The following is a 12,239-nucleotide window of genomic DNA, read 5'->3' on the forward strand; positions in this document are numbered from 1 at the left end:
GCCACCTCCTCGTGGTCCCCGGTCAGGGTAGACCGGGCGGGGCCTAGAGTCGAGGGATGAGCACCGCAGCCGGCACCCTGACCTGGACTCCGGCGGCCGAGCGCACCGACCTGCTCGCCGCGCCCGTCGCCGCCGCGATCGCGGCGGTCCCCTCGGCCCGCGTGGCCGAGATCGACCCCGAGCTGGCGGACACCGCCGCCTTCTGCGAGGCCTATGCGTCGCCGCCGCAGTTGTCCGCCAACTGCGTCGTCGTCGCAGGCCGAAGGGGAGGGGAGACGCGGCACGCCGCCGTCCTCGTCCTCGCGACGGACCGGGCGGACGTCAACGGCGTCGTGCGCCGGCACGTCGATGCGCGCAAGATCTCCTTCGCGCCGATGGACGAGGCGGTCGAGCTGTCGGGGATGGAGTACGGCGGGATCACGCCCGTCGGGCTCCCGGAGGACTGGCCGGTCCTCGTCGACGAGGCCGTCGTCGCGGCCGGCGAGGTCGTCATCGGCTCCGGGGTGCGCGGCTCGAAGCTGCTCGTCGACGCCGCCGAGCTGGCCGGGCTGCAGGGCGCCGAGGTGCTTCAGCTCACGCTTCGACGACCACGGGGATGACCAGGGGATTGCGACGGTGCTTGCGCCCGGCCCACTGGGAGACGGCGCGCCCGATCCGCTTCTCGAGATCGATCGGGTCACCGACACCGTCTGCCGCTGCGGCCGTGAGCGCCTTCTCGATGGCCGGGATCGCCTCGTCGAAGAGGGACTCGTCGGCACCCAGGCCCCGCGTGAGGAACTCCGGCGGCTCGACGAGCTTGCCCGTGTCGATGTCGATCAGCGCGAGCACCGTGACGATGCCTTCCTGGCTCAGCGTGACCCTGTCGCGCAGGCTCTCCTCGGTCACGCCGCCGACGGTGCCGGCTGAGACGTAGACATACCCGGCACGGACCTTGCCGGTGACGCGCACCTCGCCGTCCTGCAGGTCGACCACGACTCCGTCGTCGACGACGACGACGTGCTCGGGGTCGAGGCCCGTGGCGATCGCCAGGTCGGCGTTGGCGCGCAGGTGGCGCCACTCCCCGTGGACCGGCATGACATTGCGCGGCTTGACGAGGTTGTAGCAGTAGACCAGCTCGCCGGCGCTGGCGTGACCGGAGACGTGCACCTTGGCGTTGCCCTTGTGCACGACGTCGGCGCCCCGCCGGATCAGGCCGTTGATGACGCGCGAGATCGAGGTCTCGTTGCCCGGGATGAGCGAGGACGCCAGCAGCACCGTGTCGTTGTCCCCGATACGGATCTGGTGGTCGCCGCTGGCCATCCGGGAGAGCGCGGCCATGGGCTCACCCTGCGACCCGGTGCACACCAGGGTGACCTTGCGGTCGGGCAACTTCGAGAGCTCCTTGACGTCGACGACGAGCCCGCGTGGGACATCGAGATAGCCGAGCTGTCGTGCGATGTCCATGTTGCGCACCATTGATCGGCCGACGAAGGCGACCTTGCGCTTGTTGCGATGTGCCGAGTCCAGCACCTGCTGGATGCGGTGGACGTGACTGGCGAAGCTGGAGACGATGACCCGTCCCGGGGCGGTGCGGAAGACGGTCTCGATGGCCGGCGCGAGGTCCTTCTCGGAGGTGGTGAAGCCGGGCACCTCCGCGTTGGTGGAGTCGGTGAGGAAGAGGTCGACGCCCTCCGCCCCCAGCCGGGCGAAGGCGGGGAGGTCGGTCAGCCGCTTGTCGAGCGGGAACTGATCCATCTTGAAGTCGCCGGTGTGGAGCAGCAAGCCTGCTGCGGTGCGCACTGCGACGGCCAGGCCGTCGGGGATGGAGTGGTTGACCGCCACGAACTCGCACCCGAAGGGGCCCAGGTCTCGGTGGTCGCCCTCGACGACCTCGAGGGTCGTGGGCTTGATCCGGTGCTCCTTGAGCTTTGCGGTGATCAGCGCCAAGGTGAGTCGCGAGCCGATCAGGGGGATGTCGTTGCGGTGCCTCAGGAGGTAGGGCACGGCGCCGATGTGGTCCTCGTGGCCGTGGGTCAGGACGATGCCCACCACGTCGTCCATGCGATCCTTCAGGAAGGTGACGTCCGGCAGGATGACATCGACGCCGGGCTGGTGCTCCTCGGGGAACAGGACGCCGCAGTCGATCACCAGCAGCTTGCCCCGGTGCTCCAGGACCGTCATGTTGCGCCCCACCTCGCCGAGGCCACCCAGGGGGATGACCCGCAGGGCGCCCTTGGGGAGTGCAGGTGGTGCGCCCAGCTCGAGGTGCGGGTGGCTCATGTGATCTCCTCGGGGGCGTGCTCAGCGGTGCGTTGGACTGCACACGACACTACGCTCACGGACCGGCAGGGTCGTTCGTCGGTGGCCTGGGCAGAGCGAGCTGAGCCAAGGCGTCGGTGAAGGCCTCTGCACGCGCGGTGGCCGCTCTCAGCTCGGTCACCCGTGTGAGTGCGTCCGCGTGGATCGCATCGACCTGCGCTCGGGCCGACGATGTGTCTGCCGCGTTCGCGGTGGGGTCTGCGAGGACATCAAGGGCGTCCACGAGCTGACGCATCTCCTCGATCGAGAACCCGAGCGGCTTCATCGGCTTGATCAGCAGGAGGCGCTCGACGTCAGCCTGGCCGTAGAGGCGGAATCCACCTTCGGTGCGCGCGCTGGGAGTGAGCAGCCCCATCTCTTCGTAGTAGCGCAGGGTGCGGTGCGACAGGCCGGTGCGGGAGGCCACCTGGCCGATGTGGACGTGGGGGTCGTCGTTCACGTCCTCATCCCGTCAGCGACAGCAGGCATGGGCGGAAGGCTACCGTCTGGCAGCCGCCCCACCGTGGCAGGTCGACACGGACTCGCGACCGGGATCTGGCTACCCTAACGTCACGGTAGGGTTGCCGTGCTCTCCGTGCCTCGTCCTGAAGGATCCCCGTGCCCGACCCTGCCGTCAGTACCGCGCCCGCCGGCTCCGGCCTATCGGCAGTGCCCGAGGCCTGTGAACGCGAGACCTCCACCCGCGCTGCCTTTCGCGATCCTCGCCGGTTGAGGACCGAGGTCCTTGCCGGTCTGGTCGTGGCGCTCGCCCTGATCCCCGAGGCGATCTCGTTCTCGGTCATCGCGGGCGTCGACCCGCGAGTGGGGCTGTTCTCCAGCTTCGTCATGGCCGTGACGATCGCCTTCGTCGGTGGCCGGCCCGCGATGATCTCGGCGGCGACGGGCGCGGTCGCACTCGTCATCGCCCCCGTCGCCCGGGATCACGGCATGGACTACTTCCTCGCGACCGTGATCCTCGCGGGCGTGCTGCAGATCGTCCTGTCCCTGCTCGGCGTGGCGAAGCTCATGCGCTTCATCCCGCGGATGGTGATGATCGGCTTCGTCAACGCCCTGGCCATCCTGATCTTCATGGCGCAGCTGCCCTACCTGGTCGGTGTGCCGTGGCTGGTCTACCCCATGGTCGCGGCCGGCATCCTGATCATGATCGGCCTGCCCCGACTGACGACCCTGGTGCCGGCGCCCCTCGTGGCGATCGTCGCCGTCACCGCCGTCGTCTGGGCCGGCGGATGGACCCTGCCGGACGTGTCCGACCAGGGCGAGCTGCCGGAGTCGCTGCCCCAGCTGCTCCTGCCCGACGTCCCGGTCACCCTCGAGACGCTCCAGGTCATCGGCCCCTTCGCACTGGCCATGGCCCTCGTCGGCATCCTCGAGTCGCTCATGACCGCCAAGCTCGTCGACGACATCACCGACACCCACTCGGACAAGACCCGGGAGACCTGGGGCCAGGGCGTGGCCAACATGGCCTCCGGCCTCTTCGGCGGCATGGGCGGCTGCGCGATGATCGGCCAGACGATGATCAACGTCAAGGTCTCGGGAGCCCGGACCCGGATCTCGACATTCCTCGCCGGGGCCTTCCTGCTGGCGCTCGTCGTCGGTGCGGGACCGCTCGTGGGCATGATCCCGATGGCCGCGCTCGTCGCCGTGATGGTCATGGTGTCGGTGGCGACCTTCGACTGGCACAGCGTCCACCCCGCCACGCTCCGGCGCATGCCCAAGAGCGAGAACCTCGTCATGGCGACAACCGTGGCCGTCACGGTCGTCACGCACAACCTGGCCTACGGGGTGATCCTCGGTGTCGTCGCGGCGATGATCTTCTTCACCCGGCGGGTGGCCCACTTCGCGTACGTCGAGCGGATCGCGGAGACCGATGTCGACGGGGACGGCGCGGTCGACGTGAGGGTCTACAAGGTCAACGGTGAGCTGTTCTTCGCCACGAGCAACGACCTCGTCTACCAGTTCGACTACGCCGGGGACCCTGCTCGAGTCGTCATCGACCTGTCCGACAGCCACATCTGGGACGCCTCGACCGTGGCCGCGCTCGACGGCATCCGCACCAAGTACGAGCGGCTGGGCAAGAGCGTGGAGATCGTCGGGCTCAACCAGGCGTCGGCGGACCGTCACGATCGGCTCAGCGGGCGCCTGGTCGCCGACCACTGACGAAGGGGGGTCCGACCCCCTTCCTCACGGGGAGACGGAGCGGGTCATCTGTGCGGCGAGGGCGTCGACCCGCTCGGTCAGGTCGTCACGGATGAGGCGCATCCGCTCCTCGCCCTCGATGCCGCGCAGCGACGGCTCGACGGTGACCCACCGGTCGACCGGCGCGCGGCCGGGGGCGTCGATCCGGGCCTCGTCGCCGATGACGACGACGAGGCTGACGGCGTCGAGCAGCGCCGGGTCGATGGGCTTGGGGTGCTCGCCCCCGACGTCGGCACCGACCTCCTCGAGTGCGGCGACCGAGCCATCGTTGAGTGCGTCTCCCGGTCGGGTGCCCGCGGAGTGCACGTCGACGTCGGCGCCGTGACGCTGGCGCATGAGGGCCGCGGCCATCTGCGACTTCCCGCCGTTCTTGACGCAGACGAAGAGCACCGACGGGCGGCTCATCGCGAGGAGTCCTGCACGGGCACGTCGAGCGAGGACAGGAGCGCGACGACGCGGCCCCGGATCTCGTCACGGATGGGACGGACGGCCTCGACGCCCTGACCGGCCGGGTCCTCCAGCTGCCAGTCCTCGTAGCGCTTGCCGGGGAAGATCGGGCAGGCGTCGCCGCACCCCATGGTGATGACGACGTCGGAGGACTGCACCGCGTCGGTGGTCAGCACCTTCGGCCGCTCGGCCGACAGGTCGATGCCCTCCTCGAGCATGGCCCCGTGGACAGCGGGGTTGATCGAGTCGGCAGGCGCCGAACCGGCGGAGCGGACCTCGACGGCCCCGCCGGAGAGCGCGCGCGTGTAGGCGGCGGCCATCTGCGAGCGGCCGGCGTTGTGGACGCAGACGTAGAGAACGGAAGGGTGGTCGGTCACGATGCCTCCGGGTGGGCGGTGGGTCAGGAGAGGACGGCGCGCAGCAGCGCGGTCACGCGGCCCTGGATGTCGTCGCGGATGTCCCGGACCGCCTCCAGGGGCTGTCCGGCCGGGTCGGCGACGTCCCAGTCCTCGTAGCGCTTGCCGGGGAAGATCGGGCAGGCGTCGCCGCAGCCCATCGTCACGATGACGTCGGCGGCCTGCACGGCGGAGTGGCTGAGCGGCTTGGGGTACGGCGTCGTGAGGGCGATGCCGCGCTCGGCGAGGGCCTCCACGACGACGGGGTTGACCTCGTCGGCGGGCTGCGAGCCGGCAGAGCGGACGTGGACGCGACGGGCCGAGAGGTGCTCGGTGAGAGCCGCAGCCATCTGGGAGCGACCCGCGTTGTGCACGCAGACGAAGAGCACCTCGGGCACCTGCTTGGCGACCCGCCCCTCGGCCTGGGCGACCGTCATCAGCTGCTCGCGGGCCTGACGGGCCACGAAGATCGGCAGGTACCGCGTGATCGTCGCGCGGGGCTCGAGCAGCTCGCGGGCTTCGCGCACGACCGTGGCGACGGTCTCCGGGGAGAAGACGCCGTCGTACGCGTACGTCAGGTCGTCGACGATGTCGGCATACGGGTCGTGGGCGTGGGCGCTCATGACAGCTCCTCGGCGGGGCGGGCCGCGCCCCCGGGCGAGGCGTGAGGGAACCTGTGGCGCAGCGCGAGGCTGACGTAGACCAGGCCGACGAGGACGGGGACCTCGATCAGGGGACCGACGACCCCGGCGAGGGCCTGCCCGCTCGTGGCGCCGAAGGTCGCGATCGCCACGGCGATCGCCAGCTCGAAGTTGTTGCCCGAGGCGGTGAAGGCGAGGGTGGTCGTGCGCTCGTACGACATCCCGAGCAGCCGACCGGTGAGGTAGCCGACGCCCCACATGATCGCGAAGTACGCGAGCAGCGGCAGCGCGATGCGGGCGACGTCACCGGGCTTGGAGGTGATCGCCTCGCCCTGCAGGGCGAAGAGCAGGACGATCGTGAAGAGCAGCCCGTACAGCGCCCACGGGCCGATCCTCGGCAGGAATGAGGCTTCGTAGCGCTCACGGCCCCACCGGCGCTCGCCACCCCGGCGGGTCAGGTAGCCCGCGAGCAGCGGGATGCCGAGGAAGATCAGCACGGACTTGGCGATCTGCCACGCGGAGACGTCGAGCGCCGCCTGGTCGAGACCGAGCCAGCCGGGCAGGACCGACAGGTAGAACCAGCCGAGCGCGGCGAACGCGACGACCTGGAAGAGCGAGTTGATGGCCACGAGCACCGCGGCTGCGTCGCGGTCACCGCAGGCGAGGTCGTTCCAGATGATCACCATGGCGATGCACCGGGCGAGCCCGACGATGATCAGACCGGTGCGGTACTCGGGCAGGTCGGGCAGCATCAACCAGGCGAGGGCGAACATCAGGGCAGGCCCGACGAGCCAGTTGAGCACGAGAGAGGAACCGAGCAGGCGCCGGTCGCTCGTGACCGTGTCGAGCCGGTCGTAGCGGACCTTGGCGAGCACCGGGTACATCATGACGAGCAGACCGATGGCGATCGGGAGCGAGATGCCGTCGACCTCGATCGCGCTCAGCGCTCCGCCGAGGCCGGGGACGAGTCGTCCGAGGAGAAGGCCGGCGAGCATGGCCAGGCCGATCCACAGGGGGAGCCAGCGGTCCAGGGTCGACAGACGAGCGGGCGACTGGGGTCGGGCGGTGGTGGTGGTCATCAGCGGGCTGCCTTCCGGGCACGGACGAATGCGCTGGCGAAGGAGCCGTCGAGCGCGTCGAGCACACCTGGGAGGGTCCAGCCCGGCGGCAGCCGCTCGCCGACCAGGTCGGACATGTCCTCCAGGTCGGAGCGGTCGAACCGTCGGGTCACCTCGACGCCCGCGTCGGCGAAGCCGGCGGCGGTGAGCTTGGCGACGTAGTCCGTGTCGAGCAGCGAGCCGGAGATGCACCCGGTCCACAGGCCGACGACGCCCCGCAGCGCGTCGGGGATCTCGCGGAGGAGCACGACGTCGGAGACGGCGAAGCGGCCACCGGGACGCAGCACGCGGTGTGCCTCGCGGATCACGGCGTCCTTGTCGGGCGAGAGGTTGATGACGCAGTTGGAGATGACGACGTCGACGGAGGCGTCCGCCAGCGGGATCTGCTCGATCATCCCCTTCAGGAAGCGCGCGTTGTCGATGCCGGCCTCGGCCTGGTGGCGACGAGCGAGCTCGAGCATCTCGTCGGTCATGTCGAGACCGAGGGCGGTGCCGCCGGGGGCGACCCGTCGCGCGGACAGCAGGACGTCGAGGCCCCCGCCGGATCCGAGGTCGAGCACGTCCTCACCGGGCGAGAGGTCGGCCAGTGCGGTCGGGTTGCCGCACCCGAGGGAGGCGGCCAGTGCGGTGTCCGAAGGGGAGTCCGTCCCCTCGTAGAGCCCGACCGTGATCGGGTCGGTCGCCGTGCTGCCGCAGCAGGTCGAGGTCGTCGTCGGGTCGAGGGCGGCGCGGGCGGCGGAGGCGTAGCGCTCGCGGACCACGTCGTGGATGTCCTGCCGGGTCACGGTGAGCTCCTGCTTTGATGGTTGGCCAATCAGCGGTCCCAGCGTGAAGGCTGTTTTGACATATGTCAAGATGGCTCCATGAGCTCCCGCACCCACCTCGCCGTCGAGCCGGTCGTCACGTGTGGCGGCCTCACCGAGGCGCCGGTCAGCGAGGCCGACGCGGTGAGCATGGCGCCGGTGTTCAAGGCCCTCGGCGACCCGGTGCGCCTGCGCCTGGCGAGCCTCATCGCGGCCCAGCCCGAGGTGTGCGTCTGCGACATCACCCCGGCCTTCGCCCTGTCCGCGGGCACGATCTCGCACCACCTGAAGACCCTGCGCGAGGCCGGGATCGTCACGTCGGAGCGTCGCGGGACCTATGTCTGGTACCGCATCGCGCCGGAGACCCTCGGCGCGCTCTCGGCCTTCCTGGCCGTGCCGGCGACGGTGTGAGGCGAGCGGCGCTCCCTTCGCTTTGACCTGGGGTGCCCGGGCGGGGTCGGATGGACCCATGACCGACCTCGCGATCGTCGACGCCGACTCCACCCCGCTCCAGGCGCGGGTGGGGACCAAGTTCGCCTACGGGACCAACGGCGTCCGGGAGGCACTGCTGTCCTTCGCGGTGTCCAGCGCGCACGACATCCTCGAGGAGGAGATCCTCATCCACGCGGCCGGTCGTCGGGTCGAGGCCCGCGAGCTCGCGGGCAACCACGGCACGCGGTTGCACCTCGTCGAGGACGTGGGCAGCGGCTGGCTCGAGGTGACCTACTCGGCGCTCGTCGACATCACCCGTCCGGTGGGCGACCAGGTCGGGCCCGAGATCGACTTCGACCGCTGGGCCTTCACCCGCCCGAGCCGGTACGCGGAGTCGGATCGCCTGGCGCCCATGGCCGCCCAGCTCTTCCCGTCGCAGACCGGGGTCGAGCGCGTGCGTGCGGTCGCGGAGTGGGTGAACTCGCACATGGCCTACGTCTCCGGTTCGAGCCGCGGCACCGACGGTGCGGTCGACTCGATCCTCCAGGCGTCAGGGGTGTGCCGGGACTTCGCGCACGTCGTCGTCGCACTGCTGCGCGCGCTGGGCACGCCGGCACGGCTCGTCTCGGTCTACGCGCCGGGCCTGCAGCCCATGGACTTCCACGCCGTCGCCGAGGCCTGGGTCGAGGACGCGTGGCACATCGTCGACGCGACCCGGCTCGCTCCGCGTGAGGCGATGGTCCGCATCGCGACCGGCCGCGACGCCGCGGACACGGCCTTCCTTACCACTCGTGGGGGCCGGATGAACTTCAACCGGCAGGCCGTCACAGCCGTGCTCACCGAGGGGCGTCTGCCCCAGGAGGACCCGGACGCCCTCGTGCGTCTGGCCTGATCAGCCGATCGCCCCGAGCGCGAAGGGCGCGATGAGCGCGCCCACCGCGCCGACGAGCATCGGTGGGCCGTAAGGGAACTCGTCGTCCCGCTTCACCCTGCGCAGTACCAGTAGGAGCGCCGCGACAAGGCCGCCGATGAGGAACGCCGCGACCGTCCCGCGCATCACGTGGGTCCACGAGAGCCACCCGAGGAGCATCCCGAGCAGGCCGGCGAGCTTGACGTCACCGAAGCCGATGCCGCCTCCGGGTAGAAGTGCAAGGAAAAGGTAAAGGACGAACAGGGCCACGCCCGCGACGAGCGCGCGGACGAGCGCACCCCAGTCGCTGCTCGCGATGCTGCATGCCACGAGCAGCACCAGCACGGTCGGGTAGGCCGGCAGCTGGATGCGATCGGGCAGTCGGTGCACGTCGAGATCGATGAAGGCGAGCGCCACCATGACCCAGCTGGCGAGCACGTAGACCGCCGGGACGACGGGCGGGTTCTCGGGCGAAATCGACTGCCACACAAGGACGCTCGCGATCGCCGTGATCGGGACGACCCACCACGAAGGGGGGCGCGACAGCTCGCGCTCGTCGTCCAGCCGGTAGCTCAGGCGCGTCAGCCGGAACCGCAGCGCGACCCCCGCGAGGACGCCGAGCAGGGTCACGGAGAGGGCGGCGATGTCGGGCACGAAATCGACCCTACCGGCGGCCGCGGGACTCGTCGATTCGGACCCCTTGAAAATTTTACTGAAGAAACTCTGGCAAAAACCTGACCAAGCCCTTACGGTTACGAATCAGTTGGCCAGGAATTCCTGAGACAGCACTTCGGGGGAAGACCAGATCCAACCAGTTGTACGGCAGTGCCATGCCTTGGTCCTGCCGTCCCTGCACCACGTCCCTGCACCTCGGTCGTTCACGAGGTCCCTTCAGCCGCAACGGCTCTCGCCGCCAGCCCGCACCGGGCCGCCGGCCCTTCTTCGGCCCGTCGTCGACGGACCTGGTCTGACGACCACAGCACCACCCGCCACACGCCGTGCCCGTCCGGGGCTCCTCGGCGCCTTTTCACAAGGAGAGAACCATGATCGAGCTCTACGTCCGCCTCCAGTCCCTGCTCACGGTCCAGCGCGAGAAGGGGGCGACCGCCGTGGAGTACGGCATGATCGTCGCGCTCATCGCGGCCGTGATCGTGCTCGCCGTCACCACGCTCGGCACCGACATCAACGCGGCCTTCGAAAAGGTCGAGAAGGCGATCACCGTCACCCCCTGATAGAGCCCGGTGGCAGTCCCCGGCGGGGGTGCCGTTCCTGCCCACCCCCGCCGCGGATGCCATCCGATCCATGACCCGGACCCATGAGTGGTCCCAACCTCCATGACGACGACGCCTCGAAGGGGTGGACCATGGCACGCACCGGACACTCCCGTCCTGCTTGGCGCCAACGGGGCGCTGCCGCAGTCGAGATGGCACTCGTCCTGCCCCTGCTGTTCCTGATGATCGCCGGCATCGTCGACTTCGGCCGATACTTCCTGACCGAGATCCAGCTGACCAACGCGGTCCGCGAGGGTGCCCGCGTCGCGGTGCTGGGTGAGTCCCAGCCGAATATTGTCCTGCGGACCGAGAAGGCCGCCGGCGTGGTCCAAGGCTTGGCGGTCACGACACCGCAACTGTGCACCGCAGGTGTGGGAGGTGACGCCGAGGTCGTCGCCACTGGCACCTTCGAGTGGATCCTCCTGGACCCGGCCATGAGCCTGTTCGGTGCCAGCGGGACCCTGCCGCCGGCACGGGCCAAGGCGGTGATGAGGTGCGGTGGCTGACTCGTATCCGTTCGCACGCTTCACGGCGTCTGCAGGGTGAGCGCGGCGGCGCGGCGGTCATCGTGGCCGTCCTCTTCTCGGGGTTGATGATCATCGGCATGCTGGCCGTGAGTGTCGACCTCGGCAACCTCACCTACGAGCGCCGCCAGTTGCAGAACGGCGCGGACGCCACCTCGCTGGCTCTCGCCCAGGAGTGCGCTGAGGACGCGGCCGGGTGCGCTCCTACCGCGGTGTCCGACCTGCTGAACCCCAATGCCGGGGACGAGCGCATGCAGTACGACAACCGGACCGTGAACGGCGCGCCGAACGGCGCGTGCGGCCGCGGGATCGGGTCGCTCCCCACCTGCCTCGCCACGGGCTCGATCGGGGACCTGGGCGAGTGCCCGCCCCTGCCGTCCTGGCTCACCGGGACCGGCGCGAGCATCCCCTACGTCGAGACCTACACCCGCACGCTCACGACGTCGGGCGACGACGAGCTCTTCCTCCCCTTCTCGCGGGTCCTGACCGGCGGGAGCGACGGGGACTCGGGGACGACTGCGTGCGCCCGTGCGGCGTACGGCCCTGCCGGAAGCACCGGAAACACGCTGCCCATCACGATCGGGGCATGCGACTGGGCGAACAAGACCTCGGTCGGCGGGGTGCCCGGCTCCAAGTACGCGCCGTCCCCTCCGTACACGCCGGCGCCCAACGGGAGCGCCCCGCCGGTCCTGCCCACCTCCATCTCGTCCGGGGACTACGCGACGGGCATCTTCACCCACGACAGCGCCGACCACAAGTGCGAGGGCAGCCCGGGCGCGACCTACCCGGGCGGCTTCTCCTGGCTCGACAACGAGGGCTGCGTGGCCGACGTCTCGGACGGCTGGGTGGGCGGCGGCCCCGGCACGAGCGAGGGATGCCTTGCCGACGAGCTGAAGAAGTACATCGGGACCGAGGTCTTCATCCCGATCTACGTAGAGACCAAGGGCACGGGTGGGGGTGCGGAGTACAAGATCTCCGGCGTCGCGTCCTTCTACTTCGCGGGGTGGAACGGCGTGTCCTCGGCCGCCCCGACCAAGAGCTACGACATCTACCAGCGACCGGCGACGGTGTGCACGGGCAAGTGCAACGACTCCGTCAGCTACATCTGGGGCTGGTTCACCTCCAGCCTCAAGCCCGTCGACTCCGGCGGGTTGGGCGGCGAGGACCGCGGTGCTCGCAGCATCGTCCCGGCCGGCTGACCAGC

Annotated in this window: 15 protein-coding genes; 7 read left to right on the plus strand and 8 right to left on the minus strand. The window is 70.1% G+C overall.

Annotated features, from left to right (window positions below; translation table 11 throughout):
- Positions 1–56 precede the first annotated feature (56 nt).
- Positions 57–599 (plus strand): YbaK/EbsC family protein, encoded by a 543-nt coding sequence (locus tag JT1_RS15900; RefSeq protein ID WP_068328752.1) that lies wholly within the window; start codon positions 57–59, stop codon positions 597–599.
- Here JT1_RS15900 and JT1_RS15905 read toward each other — a convergent pair.
- Together JT1_RS15905 and JT1_RS15910 are read right to left on the minus strand one after the other, a co-directional pair.
- The gene (locus tag JT1_RS15905; protein ID WP_068328755.1) at positions 574–2,259 is read right to left on the minus strand and encodes a ribonuclease J; all 1,686 of its coding nucleotides are present in this window, start codon (positions 2,257–2,259) and stop codon (positions 574–576) included. The two genes, JT1_RS15900 and JT1_RS15905, sit on opposite strands and share 26 nt — an antisense overlap.
- Positions 2,260–2,314: 55 nt before the next feature.
- Entirely contained in the window at positions 2,315–2,737 is a 423-nt protein-coding gene (locus JT1_RS15910; protein WP_068328758.1) for a helix-turn-helix domain-containing protein, read from the minus strand.
- A gap of 209 nt (positions 2,738–2,946) precedes the next feature.
- On the opposite strand from JT1_RS15910, the gene JT1_RS15915 reads away from it, so the two are divergent.
- Positions 2,947–4,455, plus strand: coding sequence for a SulP family inorganic anion transporter (locus JT1_RS15915; protein WP_218005627.1), 1,509 nt, complete (start codon positions 2,947–2,949; stop codon positions 4,453–4,455).
- 24 nt (positions 4,456–4,479) lie between these two features.
- Here JT1_RS15915 and JT1_RS15920 read toward each other — a convergent pair whose 3' ends face one another.
- From JT1_RS15920 to arsM, 5 genes are read right to left on the minus strand one after another with little or no spacing between them, the layout of a single operon-like run.
- On the minus strand, positions 4,480–4,899 hold the full coding sequence (locus tag JT1_RS15920) for an arsenate-mycothiol transferase ArsC (protein ID WP_068328766.1): 420 nt from the start codon (positions 4,897–4,899) through the stop codon (positions 4,480–4,482).
- Complete coding sequence (locus tag JT1_RS15925) at positions 4,896–5,318, minus strand: arsenate reductase ArsC (RefSeq protein ID WP_068328769.1); 423 nt, start codon at positions 5,316–5,318, stop codon at positions 4,896–4,898. The genes JT1_RS15920 and JT1_RS15925 overlap by 4 nt, the downstream gene beginning before the upstream one ends.
- 23 nt (positions 5,319–5,341) lie before the next feature.
- The gene (locus tag JT1_RS15930; RefSeq protein WP_068328772.1) at positions 5,342–5,959 is read right to left on the minus strand and encodes an arsenate reductase ArsC; all 618 of its coding nucleotides are present in this window, start codon (positions 5,957–5,959) and stop codon (positions 5,342–5,344) included.
- Positions 5,956–7,056 (minus strand): ACR3 family arsenite efflux transporter, encoded by a 1,101-nt coding sequence (arsB, locus tag JT1_RS15935; RefSeq protein WP_068328776.1) that lies wholly within the window; start codon positions 7,054–7,056, stop codon positions 5,956–5,958. The genes JT1_RS15930 and arsB overlap by 4 nt, the downstream gene beginning before the upstream one ends.
- The gene (gene arsM / locus JT1_RS15940; RefSeq protein WP_068328779.1) at positions 7,056–7,880 is read right to left on the minus strand and encodes an arsenite methyltransferase; all 825 of its coding nucleotides are present in this window, start codon (positions 7,878–7,880) and stop codon (positions 7,056–7,058) included. Before arsM ends, arsB begins: the two co-directional genes overlap by 1 nt.
- A 78-nt stretch (positions 7,881–7,958) precedes the next feature.
- Between arsM and JT1_RS15945 the strand changes: the two genes are divergently transcribed.
- Positions 7,959–8,309, plus strand: coding sequence for an ArsR/SmtB family transcription factor (locus JT1_RS15945; RefSeq protein WP_068328781.1), 351 nt, complete (start codon positions 7,959–7,961; stop codon positions 8,307–8,309).
- 58 nt (positions 8,310–8,367) lie between these two features.
- A complete protein-coding gene (locus JT1_RS15950) occupies positions 8,368–9,222 on the plus strand; it encodes a transglutaminase-like domain-containing protein (protein ID WP_068328784.1) in 855 nt (284 codons plus the stop codon).
- On the opposite strand, the gene JT1_RS15955 is transcribed toward JT1_RS15950, so the two are convergent.
- Positions 9,223–9,894: a prepilin peptidase gene (locus tag JT1_RS15955; RefSeq protein ID WP_068328787.1), complete on the minus strand. Its 672-nt coding sequence runs from the start codon at positions 9,892–9,894 to the stop codon at positions 9,223–9,225. It lies immediately after the preceding gene.
- 389 nt (positions 9,895–10,283) lie between these two features.
- Here JT1_RS15955 and JT1_RS15960 point away from each other — a divergent pair, with 389 nt between their 5' ends.
- From JT1_RS15960 to JT1_RS15970, 3 genes are all read left to right on the plus strand, one after another.
- The gene (locus JT1_RS15960) at positions 10,284–10,472 is read left to right on the plus strand and encodes a Flp family type IVb pilin (protein WP_068328791.1); all 189 of its coding nucleotides are present in this window, start codon (positions 10,284–10,286) and stop codon (positions 10,470–10,472) included.
- Between the two features lie 131 nt (positions 10,473–10,603).
- The gene (locus JT1_RS15965; RefSeq protein WP_169702038.1) at positions 10,604–11,017 is read left to right on the plus strand and encodes a TadE/TadG family type IV pilus assembly protein; all 414 of its coding nucleotides are present in this window, start codon (positions 10,604–10,606) and stop codon (positions 11,015–11,017) included.
- Complete coding sequence (locus JT1_RS15970) at positions 11,005–12,234, plus strand: pilus assembly protein TadG-related protein (RefSeq protein ID WP_068328797.1); 1,230 nt, start codon at positions 11,005–11,007, stop codon at positions 12,232–12,234. The genes JT1_RS15965 and JT1_RS15970 overlap by 13 nt, the downstream gene beginning before the upstream one ends.
- The last annotated feature ends 5 nt before the right edge of the window (positions 12,235–12,239 follow it).

It is taken from the genome of Janibacter terrae NBRC 107853 (assembly GCF_001591405.1).
GTDB lineage: Bacteria > Actinomycetota > Actinomycetes > Actinomycetales > Dermatophilaceae > Janibacter > Janibacter terrae.

Bases quoted from the DNA above. Each gene is read 5' to 3' on its own strand.
- JT1_RS15950 (WP_068328784.1), top strand. From the start codon at position 8,368: ATGACCGACCTCGCGATCGTCGACGCCGACTCCACCCCGCTCCAGGCG.
- JT1_RS15930 (WP_068328772.1), bottom strand. From the start codon at position 5,959: ATGAGCGCCCACGCCCACGACCCGTATGCCGACATCGTCGACGACCTG.
- JT1_RS15905 (WP_068328755.1), bottom strand. From the start codon at position 2,259: ATGAGCCACCCGCACCTCGAGCTGGGCGCACCACCTGCACTCCCCAAG.
- JT1_RS15965 (WP_169702038.1), top strand. From the start codon at position 10,604: ATGGCACGCACCGGACACTCCCGTCCTGCTTGGCGCCAACGGGGCGCT.
- JT1_RS15945 (WP_068328781.1), top strand. From the start codon at position 7,959: ATGAGCTCCCGCACCCACCTCGCCGTCGAGCCGGTCGTCACGTGTGGC.
- JT1_RS15960 (WP_068328791.1), top strand. From the start codon at position 10,284: ATGATCGAGCTCTACGTCCGCCTCCAGTCCCTGCTCACGGTCCAGCGC.
- arsB (WP_068328776.1), bottom strand. From the start codon at position 7,056: ATGACCACCACCACCGCCCGACCCCAGTCGCCCGCTCGTCTGTCGACC.
- JT1_RS15920 (WP_068328766.1), bottom strand. From the start codon at position 4,899: ATGAGCCGCCCGTCGGTGCTCTTCGTCTGCGTCAAGAACGGCGGGAAG.
- JT1_RS15900 (WP_068328752.1), top strand. From the start codon at position 57: ATGAGCACCGCAGCCGGCACCCTGACCTGGACTCCGGCGGCCGAGCGC.